Source organism: Campylobacter sp. VBCF_01 NA2, from assembly GCF_027797205.1.
Classification (GTDB): Bacteria; Campylobacterota; Campylobacteria; order Campylobacterales; family Campylobacteraceae; genus Campylobacter_B.
The window spans coordinates 1,134,872-1,157,014 of the sequence record NZ_CP115607.1 but is presented as its reverse complement, the minus strand read 5'-3'; the positions used below and the strand labels follow the sequence as shown (position 1 = coordinate 1,157,014).

General features: G+C 42.1%; 21 protein-coding genes. 12 read left to right on the top strand and 9 right to left on the bottom strand.

The features are described from left to right. The first annotated feature begins 87 nt into the window (after positions 1–87). Genes infB through ribD form a run of 5 tightly spaced genes read left to right on the top strand, consistent with a single transcriptional unit; the run spans position 88 to position 5,235 of the window. Complete coding sequence (gene infB / locus PF027_RS05990; protein WP_270877235.1) at positions 88–2,760, top strand: translation initiation factor IF-2; 2,673 nt, start codon at positions 88–90, stop codon at positions 2,758–2,760. A gap of 9 nt (positions 2,761–2,769) precedes the next feature. Then, complete coding sequence (rbfA, locus tag PF027_RS05985; protein ID WP_270859239.1) at positions 2,770–3,135, top strand: 30S ribosome-binding factor RbfA; 366 nt, start codon at positions 2,770–2,772, stop codon at positions 3,133–3,135. Beyond that, positions 3,128–3,547: a ribosome maturation factor RimP gene (rimP, locus tag PF027_RS05980; protein ID WP_270872496.1), complete on the top strand. Its 420-nt coding sequence runs from the start codon at positions 3,128–3,130 to the stop codon at positions 3,545–3,547. Before rbfA ends, rimP begins: the two co-directional genes overlap by 8 nt. Further along, positions 3,548–4,060: a tetratricopeptide repeat protein gene (locus tag PF027_RS05975; protein ID WP_270872495.1), complete on the top strand. Its 513-nt coding sequence runs from the start codon at positions 3,548–3,550 to the stop codon at positions 4,058–4,060. Further along, positions 4,057–5,235, top strand: a complete 1,179-nt coding sequence (gene ribD, locus PF027_RS05970; RefSeq protein WP_270872494.1) for a bifunctional diaminohydroxyphosphoribosylaminopyrimidine deaminase/5-amino-6-(5-phosphoribosylamino)uracil reductase RibD — start codon at positions 4,057–4,059, stop codon at positions 5,233–5,235. The genes PF027_RS05975 and ribD overlap by 4 nt, the downstream gene beginning before the upstream one ends. 50 nt (positions 5,236–5,285) lie before the next feature. Here ribD and PF027_RS05965 read toward each other — a convergent pair whose 3' ends face one another. The 8 genes from PF027_RS05965 to ileS form a co-directional block, all read right to left on the bottom strand. Then, positions 5,286–5,801 carry an adenylate kinase gene (locus PF027_RS05965; protein ID WP_270872493.1) on the bottom strand — a complete coding sequence of 172 codons (516 nt, stop codon included), beginning with the start codon at positions 5,799–5,801 and terminating at the stop codon, positions 5,286–5,288. An 8-nt stretch (positions 5,802–5,809) separates the two neighbouring features. Continuing rightward, entirely contained in the window at positions 5,810–6,469 is a 660-nt protein-coding gene (locus tag PF027_RS05960; protein WP_270877234.1) for a HesA/MoeB/ThiF family protein, read from the bottom strand. Then, the gene (locus PF027_RS05955) at positions 6,466–7,290 is read right to left on the bottom strand and encodes a carbon-nitrogen hydrolase family protein (protein WP_270877233.1); all 825 of its coding nucleotides are present in this window, start codon (positions 7,288–7,290) and stop codon (positions 6,466–6,468) included. The genes PF027_RS05960 and PF027_RS05955 overlap by 4 nt, the downstream gene beginning before the upstream one ends. After that, the gene (gene xseB / locus PF027_RS05950; RefSeq protein ID WP_270859252.1) at positions 7,283–7,477 is read right to left on the bottom strand and encodes an exodeoxyribonuclease VII small subunit; all 195 of its coding nucleotides are present in this window, start codon (positions 7,475–7,477) and stop codon (positions 7,283–7,285) included. The genes PF027_RS05955 and xseB overlap by 8 nt, the downstream gene beginning before the upstream one ends. After that, on the bottom strand, positions 7,467–8,573 hold the full coding sequence (metX, locus tag PF027_RS05945; RefSeq protein ID WP_270862552.1) for a homoserine O-acetyltransferase MetX: 1,107 nt from the start codon (positions 8,571–8,573) through the stop codon (positions 7,467–7,469). Before metX ends, xseB begins: the two co-directional genes overlap by 11 nt. Next, on the bottom strand, positions 8,570–10,021 hold the full coding sequence (gene guaB / locus PF027_RS05940) for an IMP dehydrogenase (protein ID WP_270865324.1): 1,452 nt from the start codon (positions 10,019–10,021) through the stop codon (positions 8,570–8,572). Before guaB ends, metX begins: the two co-directional genes overlap by 4 nt. 1 nt (position 10,022) lies before the next feature. Further along, complete coding sequence (gene gatA / locus PF027_RS05935) at positions 10,023–11,381, bottom strand: Asp-tRNA(Asn)/Glu-tRNA(Gln) amidotransferase subunit GatA (RefSeq protein ID WP_270877232.1); 1,359 nt, start codon at positions 11,379–11,381, stop codon at positions 10,023–10,025. A gap of 99 nt (positions 11,382–11,480) precedes the next feature. After that, positions 11,481–14,243, bottom strand: coding sequence for an isoleucine--tRNA ligase (gene ileS, locus PF027_RS05930; RefSeq protein ID WP_270876658.1), 2,763 nt, complete (start codon positions 14,241–14,243; stop codon positions 11,481–11,483). 119 nt (positions 14,244–14,362) lie between these two features. On the opposite strand from ileS, the gene PF027_RS05925 reads away from it, so the two are divergent. From PF027_RS05925 to PF027_RS05905, 5 genes are all read left to right on the top strand, one after another. Then, positions 14,363–15,460 (top strand): CinA family protein, encoded by a 1,098-nt coding sequence (locus PF027_RS05925; protein ID WP_270862555.1) that lies wholly within the window; start codon positions 14,363–14,365, stop codon positions 15,458–15,460. Positions 15,461–15,469: 9 nt separating this feature from the next. Then, positions 15,470–16,111, top strand: coding sequence for a hypothetical protein (locus PF027_RS05920; protein WP_270876286.1), 642 nt, complete (start codon positions 15,470–15,472; stop codon positions 16,109–16,111). 51 nt (positions 16,112–16,162) lie between these two features. Beyond that, complete coding sequence (locus PF027_RS05915) at positions 16,163–17,089, top strand: aspartate carbamoyltransferase catalytic subunit (protein WP_270876285.1); 927 nt, start codon at positions 16,163–16,165, stop codon at positions 17,087–17,089. Then, positions 17,089–18,369: a dihydroorotase gene (locus tag PF027_RS05910; RefSeq protein ID WP_270876284.1), complete on the top strand. Its 1,281-nt coding sequence runs from the start codon at positions 17,089–17,091 to the stop codon at positions 18,367–18,369. The genes PF027_RS05915 and PF027_RS05910 overlap by 1 nt, the downstream gene beginning before the upstream one ends. A 99-nt stretch (positions 18,370–18,468) precedes the next feature. After that, positions 18,469–19,182 carry a metallophosphoesterase gene (locus PF027_RS05905; RefSeq protein ID WP_270872482.1) on the top strand — a complete coding sequence of 238 codons (714 nt, stop codon included), beginning with the start codon at positions 18,469–18,471 and terminating at the stop codon, positions 19,180–19,182. A 521-nt stretch (positions 19,183–19,703) separates the two neighbouring features. Here the strand turns inward: PF027_RS05905 and aqpZ are convergent. Continuing rightward, positions 19,704–20,378 carry an aquaporin Z gene (aqpZ, locus tag PF027_RS05900; RefSeq protein WP_270872481.1) on the bottom strand — a complete coding sequence of 225 codons (675 nt, stop codon included), beginning with the start codon at positions 20,376–20,378 and terminating at the stop codon, positions 19,704–19,706. Between the two features lie 133 nt (positions 20,379–20,511). Here aqpZ and PF027_RS05895 point away from each other — a divergent pair, with 133 nt between their 5' ends. Continuing rightward, on the top strand, positions 20,512–21,129 hold the full coding sequence (locus PF027_RS05895; RefSeq protein WP_270872480.1) for an MBL fold metallo-hydrolase: 618 nt from the start codon (positions 20,512–20,514) through the stop codon (positions 21,127–21,129). 174 nt (positions 21,130–21,303) lie between these two features. Next, the gene (locus tag PF027_RS05890) at positions 21,304–22,113 is read left to right on the top strand and encodes a hypothetical protein (RefSeq protein ID WP_270872479.1); all 810 of its coding nucleotides are present in this window, start codon (positions 21,304–21,306) and stop codon (positions 22,111–22,113) included. Positions 22,114–22,143 lie beyond the last annotated feature (30 nt).

Genomic DNA, 22,143 nt, shown 5'->3' with positions numbered 1-22,143 from the left:
GTATAAATCAAAAAGAAAAAATTATTAAATATTTATCAAAATTTAGAAAATATGAAAATTTTGAGATTATTAAAGAGAGGGTTTTAAATGGCTGAGGGAGTTAAAATCAGTGACATCGCGGCTGAGCTTGGATACGCAAGCAAAGACATCATCGAAAAAGCGCAAGAAATGGGCTATACTAAGGTCAAAACCGCGTCAAACAAGGTAAGCAACGAAGAAGCAGCGGCTATATATGAGTATATTCAAACAGGAATTTTGCCAGAGTCTTTAAAGCCAAAATCCAGTGCTAAAAAAGCCCCTGCGAAACCAAAAAAGCAGAGCGAAGCCAAAAAAGATGAGCCTAAAAAAACTCAGAGCAAAAAAACAGAGCCAAAGGTTGAAAATTCTCAAAGCAAAGAGCCAAAGTCTGAGCTAAAACCTGAGCCAAAAGAGGAAAAGCCGCACTCTCAACCAAAAAGTGAAACGAAAATCGAAGCAAAAGCCGAAGTTAAAACCGAGCCAAAATCCAAGCCCGAAGCGCAAACCCCTCAAATAAATAGTGGTGAGAGCCTAGCTAGTGAGAGTTTGCAAAAGCGCCGTGGTTTGGTGATAGTCAAAAAGAAAAAAGACACCGAAGCACCAAAGGTGGAAAAACCAAGCGAAAGCCGCGAAAAGGTAAGTGCTAGCTTGGAGGCGATTTTCTCAAACGCTGAGTTAAATTTGAAAAAGAAAAAAGCTGAAAAGAAAAAAATCGCCGTTTCTAAAAAAGAAGATACCCAAAAAATCGATTTGGTTAGTGACCACGAACTAGCGGACATTGTCATCGATGATGATGAAGATATGGTAGTTTTGCCGGATCTCACCGTCAAGCCTATCCAAGTCGAAAACAAAACAAAAACCAAAAATCAACCAAATATCTACAAAGGTTCGCAAACGCAGTTTTACGGGAACGATACGGGTATTAGCCGTGGAAGTCGCAAAAAACATAAAAAAGTCATCAAAAAAGACGACGAGCAGAGCGTAACTTCTGTAAATATCCCAAAAGAAATTCGTGTTTATGAATTTGCCGAAAAAATCAAAAAACAGCCTAGCGAAATCATTTCAAAGCTATTTTTGCTCGGTATGATGACGACTAAAAACGACTTTTTGGACGAAGATGCGATTGAAATTTTGGCAGAAGAATTTGGCATTGAGGTAAATATCGTAAATGAAGCCGAGGAATTCGACTATGTCAAGGCTTACGAAGATGAGATCGTAGAAGAAAATTTAACTACAAGAGCGCCAGTAATTACCATTATGGGGCATGTCGATCACGGAAAGACTAGTTTGCTTGATTTCATTAGAAATTCACGCGTCGTAAGTGGCGAAGCAGGTGGTATCACCCAACATGTGGGTGCCTATATGGTCGAGAAAAACGGACGAAATATTACATTTATCGATACCCCGGGACACGAAGCATTTACATCTATGCGCGCCAGAGGTGCCGAAGTTACCGACATTGTTATCATCGTGGTTGCGGCAGATGATGGCGTAAAACCACAAACAAAAGAAGCCGTAAATCATGCGAAAGCTGCAGGCGTGCCGATAATCATCGCTATCAATAAAATGGATAAAGAAAATGCAAATCCTGATTTGGTAAAAACAGGACTTGCGGAACTTGATATAATGCCGACCGAGTGGGGCGGAAGCTATGAATTTGTGCCGATTTCAGCTAAAACAGGTATGGGAATTGAAGATTTGCTTGAAATCGTCTTGCTTCAAGCCGATTTGCTTGAATTAAAAGCCGACAAAACTCGCCAAGCAAAAGCAACTATTATCGAAAGTTCGCTTCAAAAGGGTCGCGGTCCTGTCGCCACCGTCATTGTGCAAAATGGCACACTAAAAGTCGGCGACACAGTTGTAGCTGGTGTGGCGTATGGAAAGGTTAGAGCTCTAAATGATGATAAAGGCAAAAAGCTAAGCTCGATTGCTCCGGGTGAGTGTGGCGTTATCATCGGTCTTAGCGAAGTCCCGGAAGCCGGTGAAACGCTAATTGGCGTTGGAAGCGATAAAGAAGCAAGAGAGTATGCGAGCCGAATTTACGAGCACCAACGCCAAAAAGAGCTATCAAAATCTACAAAAGTTACAATCGACGAACTAAGCGCAAAAATCGCAGAAGGCGAGTTAAAATCGCTTCCTGTTATCGTAAAAGCCGATGTGGTGGGCTCTCTTGAAGCCATTAAGGCAAGTTTAGAAAAACTTCGCAACGACGAAGTTAAGGTAAATATTATACACTCAGGCGTAGGCGGTATCACGCAAAACGATGTAGGGCTAGCAAGTGCGAGTGAAAACTGCGTGATTTTAGGCTTTAATATCCGCCCGACAGGCGAAGTCAAAGAAAAAGCCAAAGAACGCGGTGTAGAGATAAAAACTTACAATGTCATTTATAACTTGCTTGACGATGTCAAGGCGATTTTGGGCGGATTGATGAGCCCGATTATCAGAGAAGAAGACCTTGGTCAAGCTGAAATTCGCCAAGTCATCAATGTGCCAAAAATCGGACAGATTGCAGGTTGTATGGTTACAGAAGGCTCGATTCAAAGGGGAGCTAAAATCCGCGTAATCCGCGACGGCGTGGTGGTTTTCGAAGGAAATATCAGCTCACTTAAACGCTTTAAAGATGACGCAAAAGAGGTCGCTAAGGGCTTCGAGTGTGGTGTCGGTATAGACGGATATAACGATATGCGCGTTGGGGATTTCATCGAAAGCTTCAAAGAAAAAGAAGAACAAGCCACGCTATAAAGGTGATTTATGAACGCTCACGAAGTAAGACGACTACGAACCGCAAGTGTCCTAAAAGAGCTTATTCCACAGGCTTTATCGCAGCTTGATGATGAGTTTTTGCACGGGCTTTGCGTAACCGATGTCGAGTGCAAAAGAGGACGCTATGACGCCTTTGTATATCTCGATAAAATGGGCTTAGACGAAAGGGAGCAAGAGCTAATCTTGGCAAAACTTAAAAAAGTAAGTCGTTTTATCCAAAACCACTGCATGGAAGCAGAAGGCTGGTTTCGCTCACCTGCGCTTCACTTCAAATTCGACGATAGGCTCGAATACCAAAACAAAATGGACGATTTGTTTGAAAAAATTAGTAAGGATTTAAATAAAAATGGTTGATTTAAACGCCCTTGCCAGCGAGTGTGGGCTGGAATTTTACGATTGCGAAACAGCTAGCGAAAACGGCAAAACGATTTATAGAGTTTTTGTGACTAAAACTGGTGGCGTGAGCTTAGAAGACTGCGAAAGACTAAGTCGCATTTTATCGCCGATTTTCGATGTCGAACCGCCTGTTTCGGGCGAGTATTTTTTAGAAGTATCAAGCCCGGGGTTAGAGCGCAAACTAAGCAAAATGGAGCATTTTAGCAAAAGCGTGGGTGAGTTAGTCAAAATAACCACGAGCGAAAAAGATAAAATTTGCGGAAAAATCCTTAAATTCGAAGATGAAAATTTATTTTTAGCCACTACTGACGGCGAAATTTGCATTAAATTTAGCGATATAAAAAAGGCGAAAACTTATATTGAGTGGTAGATGAAAGTTTTGCTAATTAGCCTAGTTGGATGGATAATTTTTATAGGTGCTCTTTACATAACTTTTGTTTATGGAATTGATAATTTTGAAGCCAAACTTTGTGATTATGGCAAAACTAAAAGTTGTCATAATGCTGGATATTGGTCTCATGTAGGAAGCGAAGAGCCAAAAATACATATAAATTTAGATAGAGCCTTTCGATACTATACAAAAGCTTGTGATAAAAAAATACCGCAAAGTTGCCACAATCTAGGAATTTTATATAGTGATAAAAATGATTTTGAAAATTCGATGAAATATTTTAAAAAAGGTTGTGAGTTAAAATTTATTCCAAGTTGCTATCAAGCGATGAATAAAATTTTAGAAGTCCAGCCAAAAAATCCTTTGCAAATCAAACAAGGGCTTGAATTTGGTGCAAAAATTTGCGATTTAAACAGAGATTTTTGCGACAAATCAAAACAAGATAAAATTATGAAAAATATGAATTTAAAAATTCAAAAGAGTTTAAAATGACTAACGAATTTTATATGAATTTGGCTGTTAAGGAAGCGTGGAATTATCAAATTTTAACCTTTCCAAATCCTGCTGTGGGGTGCGTGGTCGCTGATACGCACGGCAAAATTTTAAGTATAAATTCTCATAAAAAGGCAGGTTTCTTACACGCCGAAGCAAATGCCGCTTTTGTTGCACTTTGTGAGATAAGCGATGAATTTTTAAATAAATTTTTGCAAATTTATGAAAGCGAATTTGGTCTGAATTTGAGCGAAATTTGCAAAAATCCGCAAAATTTAATTTACGGCGATTTTTTTGAAATTTCAGACGCTGTATCCGCAAAATCGCACTTTGCAAATCAAATTTTGGAATTCAAAGATTTAAACGCAAATTTCGTTTATGAATTTATCACGCAAAATCATGGCAATTTACTTAAAAATGCAACTGCTTTTGTTACGCTCGAACCCTGCGCCCATATCGGCAAAACGCCATCATGCGCGAATTTACTTAAAAATTTAGGCTTTAAAAAAGTCGTAATCGGCGTGGCGGATTTAAGCGAAAAAGCTAGTGGCGGCGGCGAAATCTTAGCGCAAAGTGGCGTGGAAGTGGAATTTGGCGTTTTAAAAGACGAGTGTGGCGCGCTTTTGAAGCCGTTTTTGCAGTGGCAAAATGGCGGAAATTTTAACTTTTTTAAACTCGCATTTTCTGCAAACGGCGTGATTACGGGCGAAATTTCAAATTTAAAATCTCGCACATTTTCGCACTATTTAAGAAGCGTTTGCGATAGCTTGATGATCGGCGGCGCTACCGTGCGCACAGATCGCCCGAAGCTCGATACTAGGCTGATTGCGAACGGAAAAAATCCAGATATTTTTATCTATTCTAGGCAAAGCGAATTTGACAAAACTATCCCGCTTTTTGGCGTTGAGGGCCGCAAAGTAGCTATCACAAATGATTTGCAAACTGCTTTAAATTCGGGCTTAGTGATGATAGAAGGCGGGCAAAATTTGCTAAATTCAATCGCCGATAAAGTAAATTTATTTCTATTTTTCCGCTCAAACGAGCTTAAAACTGGCGAAAATTTCAAAAGCGATTTGAAATTTAAGCCACTTTTCACAGCCAAATTCGGTAGCGACGAATACGGCTGGTATGAGTTAGAAATCCAAGAAAAAAAAGAAAAAAATGAACAATATTGAAAAAGCACTTTGGTATTTTTTGTTTTGCGAATACCTAAATCCGAGTAAATTTAAAGCTTACTTATAGTTTTTTCATAATCATCATCAATCAAAACGATTTTCTCGCCGTTTTTGGCAAAGCCATTTATAAAATTTTGATTATCCGCTTTTAAATTTTCTTTTGTGCAGGTCGTATCATTAAGCCTATTTTCTATATCACGGCTATGTTTTTTGATTTTATCAAAATTTTCATCGATAAATTTATCGCTCATCGCTAGGGCTATAAAACGAATTTGGCGCAAATATTTTTCGCTAAAATCGCTCCGCCAAGAAAACGGCACATAACAACCTTCGATGATTAAATTTTGCCCGTTTTCAATCGCAGTTTTGATTATTTCACGCACGATTTGCCATAGATAGGGCGTTAGTGCTTCATCGTCATTTGGGGTAAGATTTGTATTTTTTGAGCGAATTAGCCCCATTTTTAGGTGATCGATTGAAAAAGACGAAAATTTATAAATTTCAACCATTTTTTGTGCTAAAAGCGTTTTGCCAGTATGCGAAGCGCCCGTTATGAGTATAACCATTTTTTGCCTTAAACAAGAGCGATTTTTTTGGTTTCAAATTCGCCCGAGAAAAAATTTAGATAATAAAGCGTATCTTTTTTAACTTCCAAATTTGCTAAATAACGAAGTGCTAAATTTGCCGCAAAACTTGCTGCAAACATCACAATCGGCGCAGCAATTCCAGCTGGCGTGGCGCCCAAATTTGGGAAAAATTTAAAATCGCTTTTTTCGATGAAGCAGACTTGCACCTGAAAGCTATCGACCGAGCTAAACACCCATGGCGTGGCAGTTTGCTTGGCAAACTTATCAATTTGCGCGCGAGTGGCGAGATTGTCAGTCGCATCTAAAATCAGGTCAAATTTATCCGCGCAACTAGCAAAAAATTCATCAGCTTTCATTTTGTGCGTATTCACACGCACTCCATCGTATCGAGCCTGCACGCGCTCTTTGAAAATATCAGCCTTGTATCGTCCCTCATCGCTTAGCGAAAATAAAATCTGCCTGTGGATATTATGAAGCGACACTGTGTCGAAATCGACAATGTCAATCCGCCCGATTCCGCTGGCTCCTAGCGCATACGCAAATGAGCTTCCAAGCCCGCCAGAGCCGATGATTAGGACGGATTTTTGCGCTAGGGCGTTTTGGGTATCCTCGCCCCAAAGCTGGATTTGTCTGTGGAAAAATTTCACGCAAAGCCTTTGTTTTTCAAATTTGCCTTAAAGCCCCAAAATTCCGTAGCTTCGCGCACGATTGCTGGGTCTATTTCGCACATTAGTGCGCCCTCTTCGTCACGCAATTCGTTGATAATCTCGCCGTAAGGATTCGCTAGGAAACTGCCACCATAAAATTTAAAGTCCATATCGCCGAATTTTGCCTCGCCTATGCGGTTTGTGCGCACGATATACGCCGAGTGCGTGAAAGCTCGCATTTTAAGCAGTTCTGCCCAGCGCAAATTTGACTCAAATGTCGAAGCTGTGGGGATTAGCACGCAATCTACGCTTTCGTGGTCGAAGCGCTGCCACACCATATCAAAATGCGCTTCAAACCCAAAACAAACGCCAAATTTCGCCTCACCAACCTCGAAAATCAGTGGCTCAAATTTGCCGTTTTCGTGAATTTTGGCGTTTAGGAAAAACTCGTCCTCGTTCCAGTGCGAGTAGTTTATCAGCATAGTTTGATCGTAAAATTTCACGCCAGAGGGGCTAAAATGCGCGCAGGATTTGATCCATGCGATTTCGCCAGCCTCGCTACTGCTTTGGCGAATTATGGGCGCGATGATGTTTAGGTCGTATTTTTTGGCTAAATTTTGCATTAGCTCCATTTTGTGTTCGCTTTGTTTTTGCGTGATTGAGCTTGGCATGTGTTTTAGCTCGGTAAAAAACGAATTGAGCGTGTATTCGCCCAAAACCACGATTTTTGCGCCATTGTCGTGGGCTATTTTCATATAATAATCAATGCGATTTTCGCTCATCGAAAGCGTGGCGAGTTGTAGAGCGCAGATTTTAATCATTTTGCGCACCTTCGTTTATTTGCGTGATTTCAAGCTTGGCGTTTTCTAAAATTTCCTTCGCCTCTTTTAGCAGGCAAATTCCGCTTTTATACAGCTCTACGGAGCGATCTAGCGTGATGTCTTTGTCGTTTAAGCTCTCTAATAGCTCGCCTATTTTTTTCATTTTTTCTTCGAAATTATCTTGCATCTAAAACCCTTTTAATGATATAGTCAAATTTTTCCACCTCGACCAAAAATGCGTCGTGTCCGTAATCGCTGTCGATTTGCGTGTAAAACACGCGCTCTTTCGCGCCAAGATCAATCATGCATTTATACATTTCCTCCATTAAATTTGGCGGAAACAAAATATCGCCAGAAAACGAAATCAAAAATAGTTTCGCGCGAATTTGCGCCATGGCGTTTTTTAGCGAGCCATAATGCCTCGTGCAATCGAAAAGATTCATCATTTTTGCGATATAAAGGTAGCATAGCGGATCGAAGCGATGAGAGAAATTTACCCCATTGTAGTCTAGGTAGCGATCTACTTGAAACCTGCCGTCAAGCTCGTAAAGTCCGTCGGTTTCTACATAATTTCGCCCAAATTTTTCGTTCATCGAAGCAGGGCTTAAAAAGCTAATATGCCCAGCCATGCGACCTACTGCCATACCGTTTAGGCCGGATTTGGCGATTTCATCTTTGTCATAATACCCGCCTTTGAAATTTGGATCGCTTTTAATCGCGCTAATCGCGATTTTATTAAATGCAATCGCCCAAGGTTGCGTCGCATAAGTGGTAGCTAGCGCGAAAATATTTTCGGCGAAATTTGGGTATTCGATTGCGTAGCACAGAGCCTGCATACCGCCTAAACTCCCGCCAATTACGGCTTTTACGCGCGAAATCCCAAGCTCGCTTAGCAATCTAACCTGCGCCTTTACGACATCTGAGATGACAAGCACGGGAAAGCGTGTGCGATACTCCTTGCCGGTGCTATCATCGATATCTAGCGGGCAGGTCGAGCCAAAGGGCGATGAGAGGATATTTATGCAGATGACGAAAAATTTGCTCGTATCCACTGCCTTGCCATCGCCGATTAGGCTGTCCCACCAGCCAGCCTTGCTTTCATTTTCGTATCTGCCAGCAGCGTGTGCGCTACCGGTTAGAGCGTGTGTGATGACAATGACATTTGATTTATCAGAATTTAGCTCGCCGTAAGTTTCGTAAGCTAGGTGAAATTTAGAAAAAACACGACCGCTCTCTAAATAGAGCGGTTCGTCAAAATAGTGGGTTTTGGTTTGGATTTTCACTGATTAACTCGGTAGTTTGGAGCTTCTTGTGTGATGATGACATCATGGACATGGCTCTCTTTAAGTCCTGCGCTTGTGATTTCGACAAATTCAGCTTTTTCTTGCAAGGTAGGGATATCCTTGCTTCCGCAATATCCCATAGCGCTTCTTAGACCGCCTACTAGCTGGAAGATTACATCTTTTAGCATACCAGCATAAGGGACGCGTCCTTCGATGCCTTCTGGGACGAGTTTTTCTTTGGCGGTGCCTTCTTGGAAATATCTATCTGAGCTTCCTTTTTGCATAGCGCCGATTGAGCCCATACCACGGTATGTCTTATACTGGCGACCTTGGAAGGTGATTAGCTCGCCAGGAGTTTCGTAGCACCCAGCTAGCACGCTTCCCATCATTACTGAGCTAGCGCCCGCTGCTAGGGCTTTGGCGATTTCGCCTGAGTATTTGATACCGCCGTCTGCGATGATTGGAACGCCAAATTTAGCCGCTTCGTTTGCGCAATCTACAATTGCAGTAAATTGTGGCACGCCCACACCTGCGACGATTCTAGTGGTGCAGATTGAGCCCGGTCCGATACCGACTTTTATCGCGTCTGCGCCAGCTTCGGCGATATCTTTGATAGCCTCTGGGTTTGCTACATTTCCTACTACGACATCGACATTTAGCTGTTTTTTAAGCTCTTTTAGGGTGTTTATGATGCCTTTGGTATGTCCGTGAGCAGAATCCATTACAATCGCATCTACGCCTGCTTCGACAAGGGCTTTTGCACGATCAATCTGACCTACGCCAATGGCGGCTGCTACGCGAAGTCTGCCATAAGCGTCTTTGTTTGCAAGAGGGTATTCGATGCGTTTTTTGATATCTTTAATGGTAACTAATCCCTCCAAATGGTTGTTTTCATCAACAATCGGAAGTTTTTCTACCTTGGTGCTGCGGAAAACTTTCTCAGCGTCATCTAGCGTCGAGCCCTTTTTGAGCGTGATTAGTGGCATTTTAGTCATTTTATCGCCAACGCGCGCTGAGGTATCGCTTTCAAATCTCAAATCGCGGTTAGTTAAAATTCCGATTAATTTATGTTCGTCATCGACGACTGGAATTCCGCTAATGTGGTATTCAGCCATCAAATTTAGCGCATCTTGCACGCTGGCTGTGGCTTTGATAAAAATCGGATCGATGATGACGCCACTTTCGCTTTTTTTCACTCTTTTAACCATTTTGGCTTGGCTTTCGATATCCATGTTTTTGTGGATTACGCCAATCCCACCAAGTCTAGCCATCATGATAGCTGTGCGATACTCGGTAACCGTATCCATAGCAGCACTCACAAGTGGCGTATTTAGAGTGATATTTTTGGTAAATTTTGTCTTTAAATCTACATCTTTTGGTAAAATTTCAGAGTATTGTGGCACCAACAAAACATCTTCAAATGTCAAAGCTTTTTTCAAAATTTTCATTTTAACCCCTTACGATTGTTTCTAAATTTAACCCGCCATCAAGCACCGTTTGTTCGTCATAAGCGCGTCCTATTAGTTGTGCGCTGATATTTAAATTTTGTGAATTTCTAGCTACTGGCACGGAAATCGCTGGAAGTCCTGCTAAATTTACGCCGATTGTGTAAATATCGCTAAGATAAGCTTTTAGCGGGTCGTTTAACTCGCCAAATTTATACGCCACATCAGGCGCAATCGGCATAAAAATCAAATCAGCCTCTTTCAAAATTTCCTCATATTCAGCCTTGATAAAGGCTCTGGCTTTTTGCGCTTTTATGTAGTAGGCGTCGTAGTAACCGCTACTTAGCACAAATGTTCCTAGAAGCATTCTGCGTTTGACCTCGTCGCCAAATCCCTCGCCACGGGTGTTTGCGTAAAGTTCGTTTAAATTTGACGCCTTTGCGCGGTTTCCGTATCGCACGCCGTCATATCGGCTTAAATTTGCGCTAGCTTCGGCTGTGGCGATGATATAGTAAGTCGCAATGTCGTATTTGGAATTTAGCAAATTTTTATAAATTATCTTGTGTCCGAAGCTTTTTAACTTCTCGATTGCCAAATTTAGCGCAGTTTTTATCTCGTCGCTAGCCTCGTTTAGGTAGTTTTCGATGACTGCGATTGTAAGTTTGCGCTCGCTATTTAATTTATCAGCCGTGCTGATAAACTCGCCAGCGTAGCTCGTGCTATCCATAGTGTCGTGTCCAGCGATGATATCGTATAAAATCGCCGCGTCCTCGACATTTCCTGTAATCGGTCCGATTTGATCTAGGCTAGATGAATACGCCCCAAGGCCGTAACGGCTAACCCTGCCATAGCTTGGCTTAAATCCCACGCAACCACAAAACGCAGCAGGCTGGCGAATAGAGCCACCAGTATCGCTACCAAGGGCTGCGATTGCAAGTCCAGCTCCCACAGCAGCGGCACTTCCGCCACTGCTTCCGCCTGGGACGCGAGTGTGATCGAGTGGATTTAGAGTTTTGCCATAATACGAACTCTCTGTCGTGCTTCCCATGGCGAATTCGTCCATATTGGTGCGACCAAATGGAGCTAAATTTGCCTCTTTTAGCTTTTTGATTACGGTTGCGTCATAAGGCGCAATGTAGCCTTGCAGGATTTTAGAACCTGCCGTTACGCTCCAACCTTTGACTTGAATATTATCTTTAATCGCGATTGGCACACCTGCGCCACTTTCGTTTAATTCCTCGCCCGTGAGTTGTTCGACATACGCGCCAAGGTTTTTATTGGCTATGATTTGGCTTTTTAAATCTGCGCGAAGTGCCAAAATTTCGCTAGGGCTCAGTTTCAAAGCCTCTTTTAAACTTATCATTTTTTATCCTTAAATTTTATTACAAATTTTATCCCCACGCCTATGCAGACAAAAATTAGCGCGATCGTGAGAACTACTATACTAAAATGTTGAGGCGAACTAAGCATTTAGCACCTTTGCACACCTTGGGCATAGGCAATCTTGCTCTTTTGCGCTAAATTTCCAGCATCTTGGGCATTTAAATTTATCAGATTTTACAAGGCGGAAAATTTCATCACCTATGCGAAATTCTGCCAAAGCATTATCGCTGTTGCCATCTAGCGAGGTTACATCGCTTACCATAAACCAATCACTCACGCCCAAAATATCGTAAGATAAAATTTCATTTGAGCTAGTTTGCAAAGCGAGTTCTAGGGTTGATTTGATGATTTTGTCTTTTTTGAGCGCGTCGATGATTTCGAAAAATTTCTCTCTTGATTGCTCTAAAATTTCATCATATTCGACAAAATCGCTAAATTCAATCGGCGCATAAATCAAATCAAAAGCGTCTTCTTTGCCGTTTTTAACGATACTTGGCGCGTATTGCATTACTTCATCGATTGTGTAAGTTAGCGTAGGCGCAATCAGAGGCAGCAGCGCTCTGGTAATTAGCACTAGCGCACTTTGCGCGCTTCTGCGTCTTGGTTCGTCGATATGGTCGCAGTAAAGGCGGTCTTTGATGATGTCTAGGTAGATTCCGCTTAAATCTGCGCTTAGGAAATTTAGAAGTTGGTTAAATCCTTTTGAGAAATCATACTCTCTAAAACTATCTTCAACCGCGCCAAAAGTCCTTACTGCGCGGGTTAAAATCCACTTATCAAGGGTTGTGAAATTTGAGGTTTCAAGCTCTTCTAAGTCGCTAACATTTGCTAGCAAAAAGCGAATTGTATTGCGAATTTTGCGGTATTGCTCGCTGACTTGTTTTAGGATATTTTCGCTGATTTTCAAATCTGTGGAGTAATCGCTTAGCGCAACCCATAATCTCATAATCTCCACGCCGTATTCTTTGGCGACTTTTTGTGGAAGGACGATGTTGCCTACGGATTTGCTCATTTTTTGACCCTTCTCATCGACGGTGAAGCCGTGAGTTAAGACGCTTTTATACGGAGCGAACTCATTTACAGCGCAACTTAGCAAAAGCGAGCTTTGAAACCAGCCTCTGTGCTGGTCTGAGCCCTCTAAATACATATCGGCTGGAAACGCGCCTGCGTCGTATTCGCCGCTTTTTAGCACAGCGTTCCAAGTCGATCCACTATCGAACCAAACATCTAAAATATCGGTAACTTTCTCTAAATTTTCAGGGTTGTAGCCAGAGCCTTGTGGTAAAAGATCGCAAATTTCGCTATCCCACCACGCATCAGCACCTTTGGCTTTGAAAATTTCGTATAAATGATCCATTATTTTTTCATCGAAAATCGGCTCTTTTGTGCCACGATCGCGGAAAAACGCAATCGGCACACCCCAATCTCTCTGTCTTGAAATGCACCAATCAGGGCGGTTTTCAATCATCGCTGTAAGGCGATTTTCGCCAGTGGCTGGGTAGAATTTGATCTTTTTGATTTCGCTAAGCGCGATCTGGCGCAGTGTTTTTCCGCCGCTAAATTCTTTATCCATAGCGATGAACCATTGCTTTGTAGCGCGGTAAATTACTGGTTTGTGCGTGCGCCAGCAGTGTGGGTATGAGTGGGTAAATTTGCCGACTTTTACCACCGCATCGCCAAGAATTTCGACTATTTTTTCATTTGCTTTGAAAATGTGCATGCCGACCATTTCATCTACGACACCAGCCCTAAATAGCCCCTTCGCGCGCAGTGTTTCATCAAAACACCCTGCCTCATCGACTGGCATTAGCACCTCTATGCTGTATTTTAAGCCCACGAAATAATCGTCCTCGCCGTGTCCTGGGGCGGTATGGACTAAGCCTGTTCCGCCGTCCATTAAGACATGTTCGCCTAGGATAAATTTTGAGCTTCTATCATTTAGCGGGTTGATTGCGTATAAATTTTCTAGCTCTTTTGAGCTAAATTCTTTTAAAATTTCGCCATTTGTGATACCTGCGCCGATTAAATTTTCTAAAAGCGGTTTTGCAAGTATGAAATTTTCGGCTGTTAGGACATAGGTTTCGTTTGGATTTAGGCTGATTGCGCCGTTTGCTGGAAGCGTCCAAGGCGTAGTCGTCCAAATCACGGCTTTTGCGCCTTTTGCGCCGATTTTGGCGTTTGCTTCATCGCTTAAATCGAAAGCCACATAAATCGAATAATCCTCTTTGTCCTTATACTCGACCTCTGCCTCAGCTAGCGCGCTTTTTGCCGCCCAGCTCCAAAATACAGGCTTACTGCGCTCGATTAAAATACCCTTTTTAGCGATATTGCAAAGGGTTTTGTAAATTTCAGCTTCGAAGTTAAATTTCAGTGTCAAATATGGATTTTCCCAATCCCCAATTACGCCAAGGCTTTTAAATTCATCTCTTTGGATATCAATAAAATCTTTCGCGTGTGCGCGACAAAGCTCACGGATTTCGTGCTTGGTAGCTGATTTTTTCGCGTCGCCCATTTTGATTTCTACTTGTTGCTCAATCGGCAAGCCGTGGCAGTCCCAGCCTGGGACATAGCGGATATTTTCACCGAAAAAATAGTGGGTTTTAGTGATAATGTCTTTTAAAAATTTATTCAGCGCATGACCGATATGCAGGTGTCCGTTGGCATAAGGTGGGCCGTCGTGGATATTAAAGCTGACGCCCGCGTTTTTGCGTTTGGCTTTCATTTTTTCATAAATTGCTCGCTCGTTATACCAGCTAGAAAATCGCGCTGGTTCGTTCGCTGGGAGTGAGCCTCGCATAGGGAAGTCCGTAGTAGGGAGAAAAAGTGTTTCTTTGTAATCCATAAAAAACCTTTAATTGTGTTTTAAAAAATTTGGTAAGTGTAGCAAAAAGGCTTTTAAAAAGGACTGAAAATGCAAGAATTTTTTATGCTATAATGGCAAAAATTTAAAGGTCGAAATTTATGAAAAATGTGATTTTAATCATCGGCGAAGCTATCCGCTATAATCCGCCATTTTTTAGCTATATTTTGCGCGAATACGAGCAGGTTTTCGGCGTGATTGATGATATTAAATTTATAAATGAAAACGATAAAAATTTGCCATTTTTGATAGAAAAAATGCTCGGCAAATACGATTATATCACGATTTTTGCGACAAAAGTGGCTTATGCAATCGCAGGGAAAATCCTCTCCACGCTCACGCTTGATACTTTGGAGCTTAAAGATTGTGGCACGCTAGCCCCCTCAGCAGCTAAATTTGTGGTAAAGGATAGTTTTTTGCTAGATATTAAGGGTTGCCTTGTAAATGTGCTAAAAGCAGACCCTTTGCAAAAACTGCCCCAAATTTTGCAAGATCCCCTAAACGAGGGCGAGGGATTTTATCTATTTGACACAGACTATGCGAGCGCAAAAGCTAGACTTGAAAGCCTAGCATTAAGCTATAAAATTTCATTTATCATCAGCGAATACAGCTCGTTTTTGCTCTTTGTGCGCGCCAGCGAGCAGAAATTTGGCGCGCTGGATAAATTTTTAGACAGCGTGAGTAAATATTACGCAAACTCATTTATCGCGCCGAAAAATTTCATTTCTCACGCCGTGGAGAAGTTGCGAGAAATCGGCGCAAAAATCACATTTGCAGAGAGTTGCACAGCTGGACTTTTAGCGGCTAAATTTGGCGAAATAGCCGGTGTGAGCGATATTTTTGATGGCTCGGTGGTAAGCTATGCAAACGAGATAAAGCGCGCGTGGCTAGATGTGAGCGATGAGGTTTTGCAAGATTACGGCGCAGTGAGTGAGCAATGCGTCGCAGGTATGCTTGGCGGGGCATTGGAGAGTTCAGGGGCGAATTTTGCCCTAGCCATTAGCGGGATAGCTGGACCTGGGGGTGGAAGCGATGAAAAGCCCGTAGGAACGGTATTTATCGGGGCAAAAGAGCTTGGTGGGCGACAGATAATCGGCAAATTTCACCTAAACGGAGATCGCAACTATATCCGTGAAGAGGCCGCAAATATCGCAGTTTGCTTGCTTTTGAAATTAAGAAGTGATTTATTTTTAAACTAAGGAGAGAGTATGAAAAAATGTGGAATTTTGCTTGCTTGCGCGCTTATTTTTAGTGCGTGTAGCGACAGTGACAAATCTAGCCAAAACGGCCTAGATATCGAGAAAGAGATCGAAAAAAAATCTCAAAAAATGGTTGAGAAAAATGAGCCAAAAACGCAGATAAATTTGGATAAAAATTTATCAGCAAGTGCGAGCGCCCCTAAACCTGCGCCAGGAAGCACCACTTCAAGCGAGCCTGTGCCAGAGGCAAATTTGAGCCAAAGCGCTAAACCAAAGGTTCAAATCGAGCTAGTGCCAAAGCCTGAGGGCAAAATTTCAAAAGATATCAACGAAACAATTGATGAATTTGCCGCAACGGCTAAAATTTTGGGTGAAAATTTGGAAAGATTGAGCAAGGAAGCACCGAAAATTTTAAACGAATTTGCCGAAAAAAACGCGGATAAATTAGAAGATTTAGCCAAAAAAGGCGAGAAAATTGTGCGCGATTTAAACGGCTCACTAGGCGGGATCGAAAAGGATTTAATGGATTTGGCAAAGGACGCAAATTCGAGCTTCGGGCAGATTTTAAATATCTTTGGCGATATGATTAATAATGGCAAAAAAATTGAAAAACATTATGAAAATTCGCAGGGCGAGGATTTAAAAATTTAAGTCAAATTTGCGTAAAATACAGCGCAAATTTTAATCATTTTAGGAGGCAAAATGTATAAATTAAAGCACCTGCTTAGCACGCAAGATTTAAGCGCAGACGATATTTACGATTTCATCGCTTTGGCGAAGGATTTCAAAGCCTTAAACCGCTTGGATATCAAAAAATCAGACTCTTTGCGTGGAAAAACCGTGATTAATGCTTTTTTCGAAAACTCCACTAGAACGCGCATTTCCTTTGAAATCGCTGCCAAACGCCTTGGCGCGGACGCCATAAATTTCAGCGCAGGTTCAAGTAGCACCAAAAAAGGCGAAACTCTAATCGATACGATAAAAAATATGCAAGCCATGCGTAGTGATATTTTTGTCGTGCGCCACGCAAGTAGCGGTGCTGCGAAATTTATCGCCTCTAACTGCGACGCCTCGATTGTAAATGCAGGAGACGGACTAAACGAGCACCCGACACAAGCGCTTTTGGATTTGCTCACAATCCACGAAGCCAAGGGTAAATTTGATGGGCTTGAAGTCGCTATCATCGGCGATATTTTCCGCTCTCGCGTGGCTAGATCTGATGCGTGGGCGATGAAAAAACTAGGCATAAATGTCAGACTCTTTGGTCCTCCGATGATGCTAAGAGACTGCGAGGCGTTTGGGTGCAGGATTTGCAAAAGCGTCGAGGAAGCAATCGAGGGCGCAGATGTGATAATAATGCTAAGAATTCAATTAGAGCGCCAAGACGGTGAGCCAAGCTTTCCAAGCGTTAGAGAATATAGTAAATTTTTTGGACTAACTGCAAAACGCATGCAAGTAGCCAAAGAGGGTGTGATTATCATGCACCCAGGCCCGATAAATCGTGGCGTGGAGATTAACTCAGATGTCGCGGACGATCCGCGATTTACCTGCATTCTCGATCAGGTCGAAAACGGTGCGGCCATGCGTATGGCGGTGCTTCACACAATAAATTTAAATAGGAGCTTGTAATGAAAATTTTAATCAAAAATGGCACCGTTATTAACCACGACAGAAGCGAAAAGATAAATGTTTTAATAGAAAATGACCAAATTTCAGCACTTACAAAGGACGAGCCAAGCGCAGATAAAGTCATCGACGCGACTGGCAAGCTCGTCATGCCGGGGCTAATTGATATGCATGTGCATTTTAGAGATCCGGGCTTTGAGTATAAAGATGATGTCATCACTGGTAGCGAAACAGCCGTAGCAGGGGGCGTAACGACCGCTATGCCTATGGCAAATACAAACCCTGTAAATGATAATTCTGCAATCACAAAGGCAATGATTAAAAAAGCGCGTGATAGAGGGCTAATCGACCTGCTTCCAATCGGAGCGATTTCGCAGGATTGCAAAGGGGCGAAAATCGTCGAAATGGGCGATATGATCGAGGCTGGGTGCGTGGCATTTAGCGATGATGGACTTCCTGTTACAGATAGCTCAGTCATGCGACAAGCCCTCGAATACTCGGCGCATTTTGGCTCTTTTGTCATAAATCATAGCGAGGATTGCTCGCTTTGTCATGGTGGAGTGATGAACGAGGGCAGGGTGAGCGCGCTACTAGGGCTTAAAGGCATGGCGAGCGAAAAAGAGGAGATTATGGTTTCACGCGATATTTTGCTCGCTAAAAAAACGGGCGGACACCTGCATGTGGCGCATGTAAGCTCAGCCTGGTCGCTAAAACTCATCGATCAAGCCAAAAAAGAGGGCATAAATGTAACCTGCGAGGTTACGCCACACCATTTTACTTATGATGAGAGCGAACTTATGGGCTATGATACGAATTTTAAAATGTCTCCGCCACTTCGCACAAATGCCGATGTAGAGGCTATGAGAGAGGGCTTAAAAAGCGGGCTAATAGATGTCATCGCCACAGATCACGCACCGCACAGCTGGGACGATAAATTTGTCGAATTTGACAAAGCACCGTTTGGGATTTTAGGGCTTCAAACGCTCGTGCCTTTGACGCTAAAATTAGTTGATGAGGGCGTGATTGATTATGAAAAAATGGTCGCTCTCACCTCGTATAATCCAGCCCAAATTTTAAAACTCTTTGGCAAAGGCGAAATCGCTGTCGGAAAGCTAGCTGATATCGCTATAATCGATCCTGAGCTAAGATATACTTACGACGCGAAACTCAACAAGTCAAAATCATGCAATTCGCCACTTTTTGGCAAAGAGCTAAAAGGTGCGTGCGTGCTAACGATAAAAAGCGGAAAAGTGGTCTTTGACTTCCCAAATGTCGTAGCGTAAATTTCAAATTTAACCCAAATTTGGGTTAAATTTGACCTTTTTTAAATTTTAAATTTTAAAAATTCTAATATAATTCCTTAAAAATTCAAAGGTAAATTTATGCAAAATATCTACATTATCGGCGATGTGCATGGTTGCTATGAGAGTTTAATGGCGCTGATTGCGCGCTTGCCAGCGAAATTTGATAGCAAAATTTGCTTCGTGGGCGATTTGTGCGATCGCGGCCCTCATAGCGCCAAAGTTATCGAGTTTGTGCGCTCGCACGGCTATGACTGCGTGCGCGGAAACCACGAGCGCAGATTTTTGCTAGCAAAATCCAGTGCACAAAGGTGCGTGAGAGACCGCGAAATCGTAATCGGCGCAAGTGATGATATCAACTGGATTGCCAAAAGTGGCGGTAGCGATACTATGAAATCGTATTTTGCGCCCGAATTTAGCGCGCTTTTAAACGAGCATTTAGAGTATTTGCAAAACTTGCCCGTGTTTTTGCAATACGACATTTTCGACGAAAATTCTCGCTCTCTCGTGGTCTCGCACTCGGCTGTGGGAAATATGTGGAAATTTCGCGACTTCGTGGCAGTAAAGGACGATTTTGAGGCGCATGTGTTGAGCGGGCGCGACGATTTCACCGATAATGCGGGCATTTTCAATGTCTATGGCCACACGCCACAAGATGAGCCATTTATCAATGATTACAGCGCGAATATCGATTTGGGCTGTGTTTTTAAAAAGCGCGGTTACAAAAACGCCCGCCTTTGCGCTATGGAATTCCCCTCCAAGCGACTTTTTATCCAAGATTGCATTGATTTTTAAAATTTGCTTTTTTAAATTTCCGCTTCGCAACCCCCAAACACTGCCCCGAAATCGCAAAGAAATGCGAAGCATTTCAGTAAAAATAAAACCAGCTAAATTTAGAAAAACTTCGTTTTTCTAAATTTAGCCACCTTGTAAAGCGTCGTCGGGGGTTGGGGGATTGTAAGGGGGAAGGGGCGCGACCTCGCAATTCAAGCCCCTTCCCCCTTACAAGAAAAGTAAAATTTCGCCTAAAATTTAAAAAATCGTTCAATGCTAAATTTAAGTAGAATTTTGAATGTAAATTTCCCTGGATTGCTTCGCTCGTTACACTCGCTCGCAATGACACGGAAATTTGCGTTTGGGTAAATTTTCGCTCGTAGATTGCTTCGAATTTGCTACGCAAATTCTCGCAATGACAGAATTTCGGGGCAGTGTTTGGGAGTTGCGAAGCGGAAATTTAAGAATTCAAAGAATTTAAAAAGCCCCTTGCGAAAATTTACAAGGGGTGAGGCGAAATTTACGCCAAATTTAGCGAAATTCTACTCTTTTTCCAAAAAAGTTTTATAGATAATTCCGCCGATTGCGCCACCGATGATTGGCGCTACCCAAAACAGCCATAGCTCGCTAAGCGCCCAGCCACCTTGGAAAAGTGCCACGCCAGTCGAGCGGGCTGGATTTACTGATGTGTTTGTAACTGGAATTGAGATTAGGTGGATTAGTGTGAGGGCTAGTCCGATCGCAATCGGTGCGAAGCCACTTGGCGCGCGCCTATCTGTCGCGCCCATGATGACGATTAGGAAAAACGCAGTTAGAACTATTTCTGCGATTAGCGCGCTTAGCATTGAATATCCGTTTGGTGAGTGCTCGCCGTATCCATTGGTCGCAAATCCTGCGCTGATGTCAAATCCAGCCTTTCCGCTTGCGATTAGATATAGCGCAGCTCCTGCTATTATCGCGCCTAGCACTTGCGCTATGACATAGCCAGCCAGCTCGCTAGCTTTAAATCTGCCACCACATAGCAAGCCCACTGAAACTGCTGGGTTAAAATGTCCGCCACTAATGTGTCCAAATGCGTAAGCACCGCTTAGCACGGTCAAACCAAAGGCGATTGAAACGCCGACAAATCCGATGTTGTATGCGGCGAAAATCGCGCTTCCGCAACCGCCAAATACTAGCCAAAATGTGCCAAGAAACTCGGCCAAAAGCTTTTTCATAAGCTCTCCTTTGAAAAAATTTGCAAAAGCGCGTATTTTACTGCATTTTGGTAAATCAAGGATAATTTTTGGCTAAATTTAATGGCTGGTTAAATTTAAGAGCGTAAAATTTGGAGAAATTCAAGGAGAAAACATGGTTTTATGCGTGGAAGTGGCAGGTTATATCAGTGAGAATTGCTATTTTTTTATCGACGAGGCGAGTGGGGCAGGGTTTGTAATCGACCCTGGGGCGCAAGCTGACAAGCTTTTGGGGATTATAAAAGAGAGAAATTTCAAAATCGAAAAAATCCTGCTCACTCACGGACATTTCGATCACATTGGCGCAGCTAGCGAGCTCTCGCGGGCTTTGGGCGCGCCGATACTTGCGCACGAAAACGCAGGCGTGTATCTGGGCGAGCCAGACTATAATCTATCGAATTTCACGGGCGAAGAGATAATCATAGAGGATTTCACGCCCCTAAAAGATGGTGAAAGGATCGCGCTAGCTAACGGGGCGTGCGAGTTAGCTGTGATTTATACGCCAGGGCATACGAGCGATAGCGTGGTGTTTTATAGTGTGGGGCAAAATTTGGCGTTTTGTGGGGATTTGATTTTTCGTTTTGGCGTGGGTAGAACTGACTTGCCCGGTGGCGATTACGCTGAGCTTCGAGCTAGTATCGAGGGCAAGATTTTTACCCTGCCAGATGAGGTGGTTTTATACTCGGGGCATGGAGAGCCTACGAGCGTCGGGGCAGAGAGGGCGAGGTTTTAGCGAAATTTGCGTTGATTTTACATGTAAAGAAATGCGAAGCATTTCGTGGCAATCGCCAAAAGCAAAATAACAAATTTGCAAAATCGCAAATTTAAAAACAGAATTTCGTATCGTGGATAAACGATACGACCTGAATTTGAATTTGCAAGGGAATTTTTATTAAAGGAAATAAAAGTGAAAAATTTATTTAAAAAATTGTTCGATACCAAATTTAAAAAAATAAGTTGGTTTGTTGCAATTATAACGATTATTTTATGTCTTGGTTTTATTAGAACAGTGCCGAATTATGGCAATAAATATGGCTTTGAAATAGTAAGCTTATGGGATTATAACAAATATAATCAGGGTTATTGTTTAGTAGAAAACAAGATTTTAGATAAAGAAGAACTTTATAAAATGGCAATTAGAGAGTTTTTGGAAAAAGAATTGGAAATTAATAAAAAGATTGCAGAATATAGATGCGCTTACAACGGTGGTTTTAAAGACAGGGAATGCAACACAATAAAAGTTGGATATTATCGTTTAGTCGGTATTAATTTTTCAAATTTGCAAGATTTTTTAGATGAATATTCTTCAACTTTAATTTCAATAAACAATAAAAACACAGATAACCAATCATCTATGTCTAACAAAATAGCTATAAAACATAAATCGGTTAAAGATTTTTTGGTGGGAAAAGTTGGGCTTACAAAAATAAATCCTATGGATTTTTTGGAACTTGATTTAGAAAATAAAAAAAGTGGTTTTTCTATTCCTATTCTAACCATAGGGTATCAAGACAGAAAAACTTTAAAAACTGAACATACTTTTGATTTATGTGGCAATGGAATTTCTCATTTGTATCATCATATCAATTATTACGATACCGAGAAAAAAACAAGCGTTAGTTGCAAGTATAAAATTTACAAATTTGATAATTGTGGTAAATTAAATTATGATACAAATAAGCAATACGCTGACGGAATAGACCCAAGAGGTGCTTAAAATATTCTAATTTTAGATAAACAAACTTTA

Excerpts from the sequence above, each read along its gene's own strand:
- guaB (WP_270865324.1), bottom strand. The coding sequence starts at position 10,021 with ATGAAAATTTTGAAAAAAGCTTTGACATTTGAAGATGTTTTGTTGGTG.
- gatA (WP_270877232.1), bottom strand. The coding sequence starts at position 11,381 with ATGATAAGTTTAAAAGAGGCTTTGAAACTGAGCCCTAGCGAAATTTTG.
- PF027_RS05955 (WP_270877233.1), bottom strand. The coding sequence starts at position 7,290 with ATGATTAAAATCTGCGCTCTACAACTCGCCACGCTTTCGATGAGCGAA.
- PF027_RS05910 (WP_270876284.1), top strand. The coding sequence starts at position 17,089 with ATGAAAATTTTAATCAAAAATGGCACCGTTATTAACCACGACAGAAGC.
- aqpZ (WP_270872481.1), bottom strand. The coding sequence starts at position 20,378 with ATGAAAAAGCTTTTGGCCGAGTTTCTTGGCACATTTTGGCTAGTATTT.
- PF027_RS05925 (WP_270862555.1), top strand. The coding sequence starts at position 14,363 with ATGAAAAATGTGATTTTAATCATCGGCGAAGCTATCCGCTATAATCCG.
- rimP (WP_270872496.1), top strand. The coding sequence starts at position 3,128 with ATGGTTGATTTAAACGCCCTTGCCAGCGAGTGTGGGCTGGAATTTTAC.
- PF027_RS05895 (WP_270872480.1), top strand. The coding sequence starts at position 20,512 with ATGGTTTTATGCGTGGAAGTGGCAGGTTATATCAGTGAGAATTGCTAT.
- PF027_RS05915 (WP_270876285.1), top strand. The coding sequence starts at position 16,163 with ATGTATAAATTAAAGCACCTGCTTAGCACGCAAGATTTAAGCGCAGAC.
- PF027_RS05965 (WP_270872493.1), bottom strand. The coding sequence starts at position 5,801 with ATGGTTATACTCATAACGGGCGCTTCGCATACTGGCAAAACGCTTTTA.
- PF027_RS05905 (WP_270872482.1), top strand. The coding sequence starts at position 18,469 with ATGCAAAATATCTACATTATCGGCGATGTGCATGGTTGCTATGAGAGT.
- rbfA (WP_270859239.1), top strand. The coding sequence starts at position 2,770 with ATGAACGCTCACGAAGTAAGACGACTACGAACCGCAAGTGTCCTAAAA.
- ileS (WP_270876658.1), bottom strand. The coding sequence starts at position 14,243 with ATGGATTACAAAGAAACACTTTTTCTCCCTACTACGGACTTCCCTATG.
- infB (WP_270877235.1), top strand. The coding sequence starts at position 88 with ATGGCTGAGGGAGTTAAAATCAGTGACATCGCGGCTGAGCTTGGATAC.
- xseB (WP_270859252.1), bottom strand. The coding sequence starts at position 7,477 with ATGCAAGATAATTTCGAAGAAAAAATGAAAAAAATAGGCGAGCTATTA.
- ribD (WP_270872494.1), top strand. The coding sequence starts at position 4,057 with ATGACTAACGAATTTTATATGAATTTGGCTGTTAAGGAAGCGTGGAAT.
- PF027_RS05975 (WP_270872495.1), top strand. The coding sequence starts at position 3,548 with ATGAAAGTTTTGCTAATTAGCCTAGTTGGATGGATAATTTTTATAGGT.
- PF027_RS05920 (WP_270876286.1), top strand. The coding sequence starts at position 15,470 with ATGAAAAAATGTGGAATTTTGCTTGCTTGCGCGCTTATTTTTAGTGCG.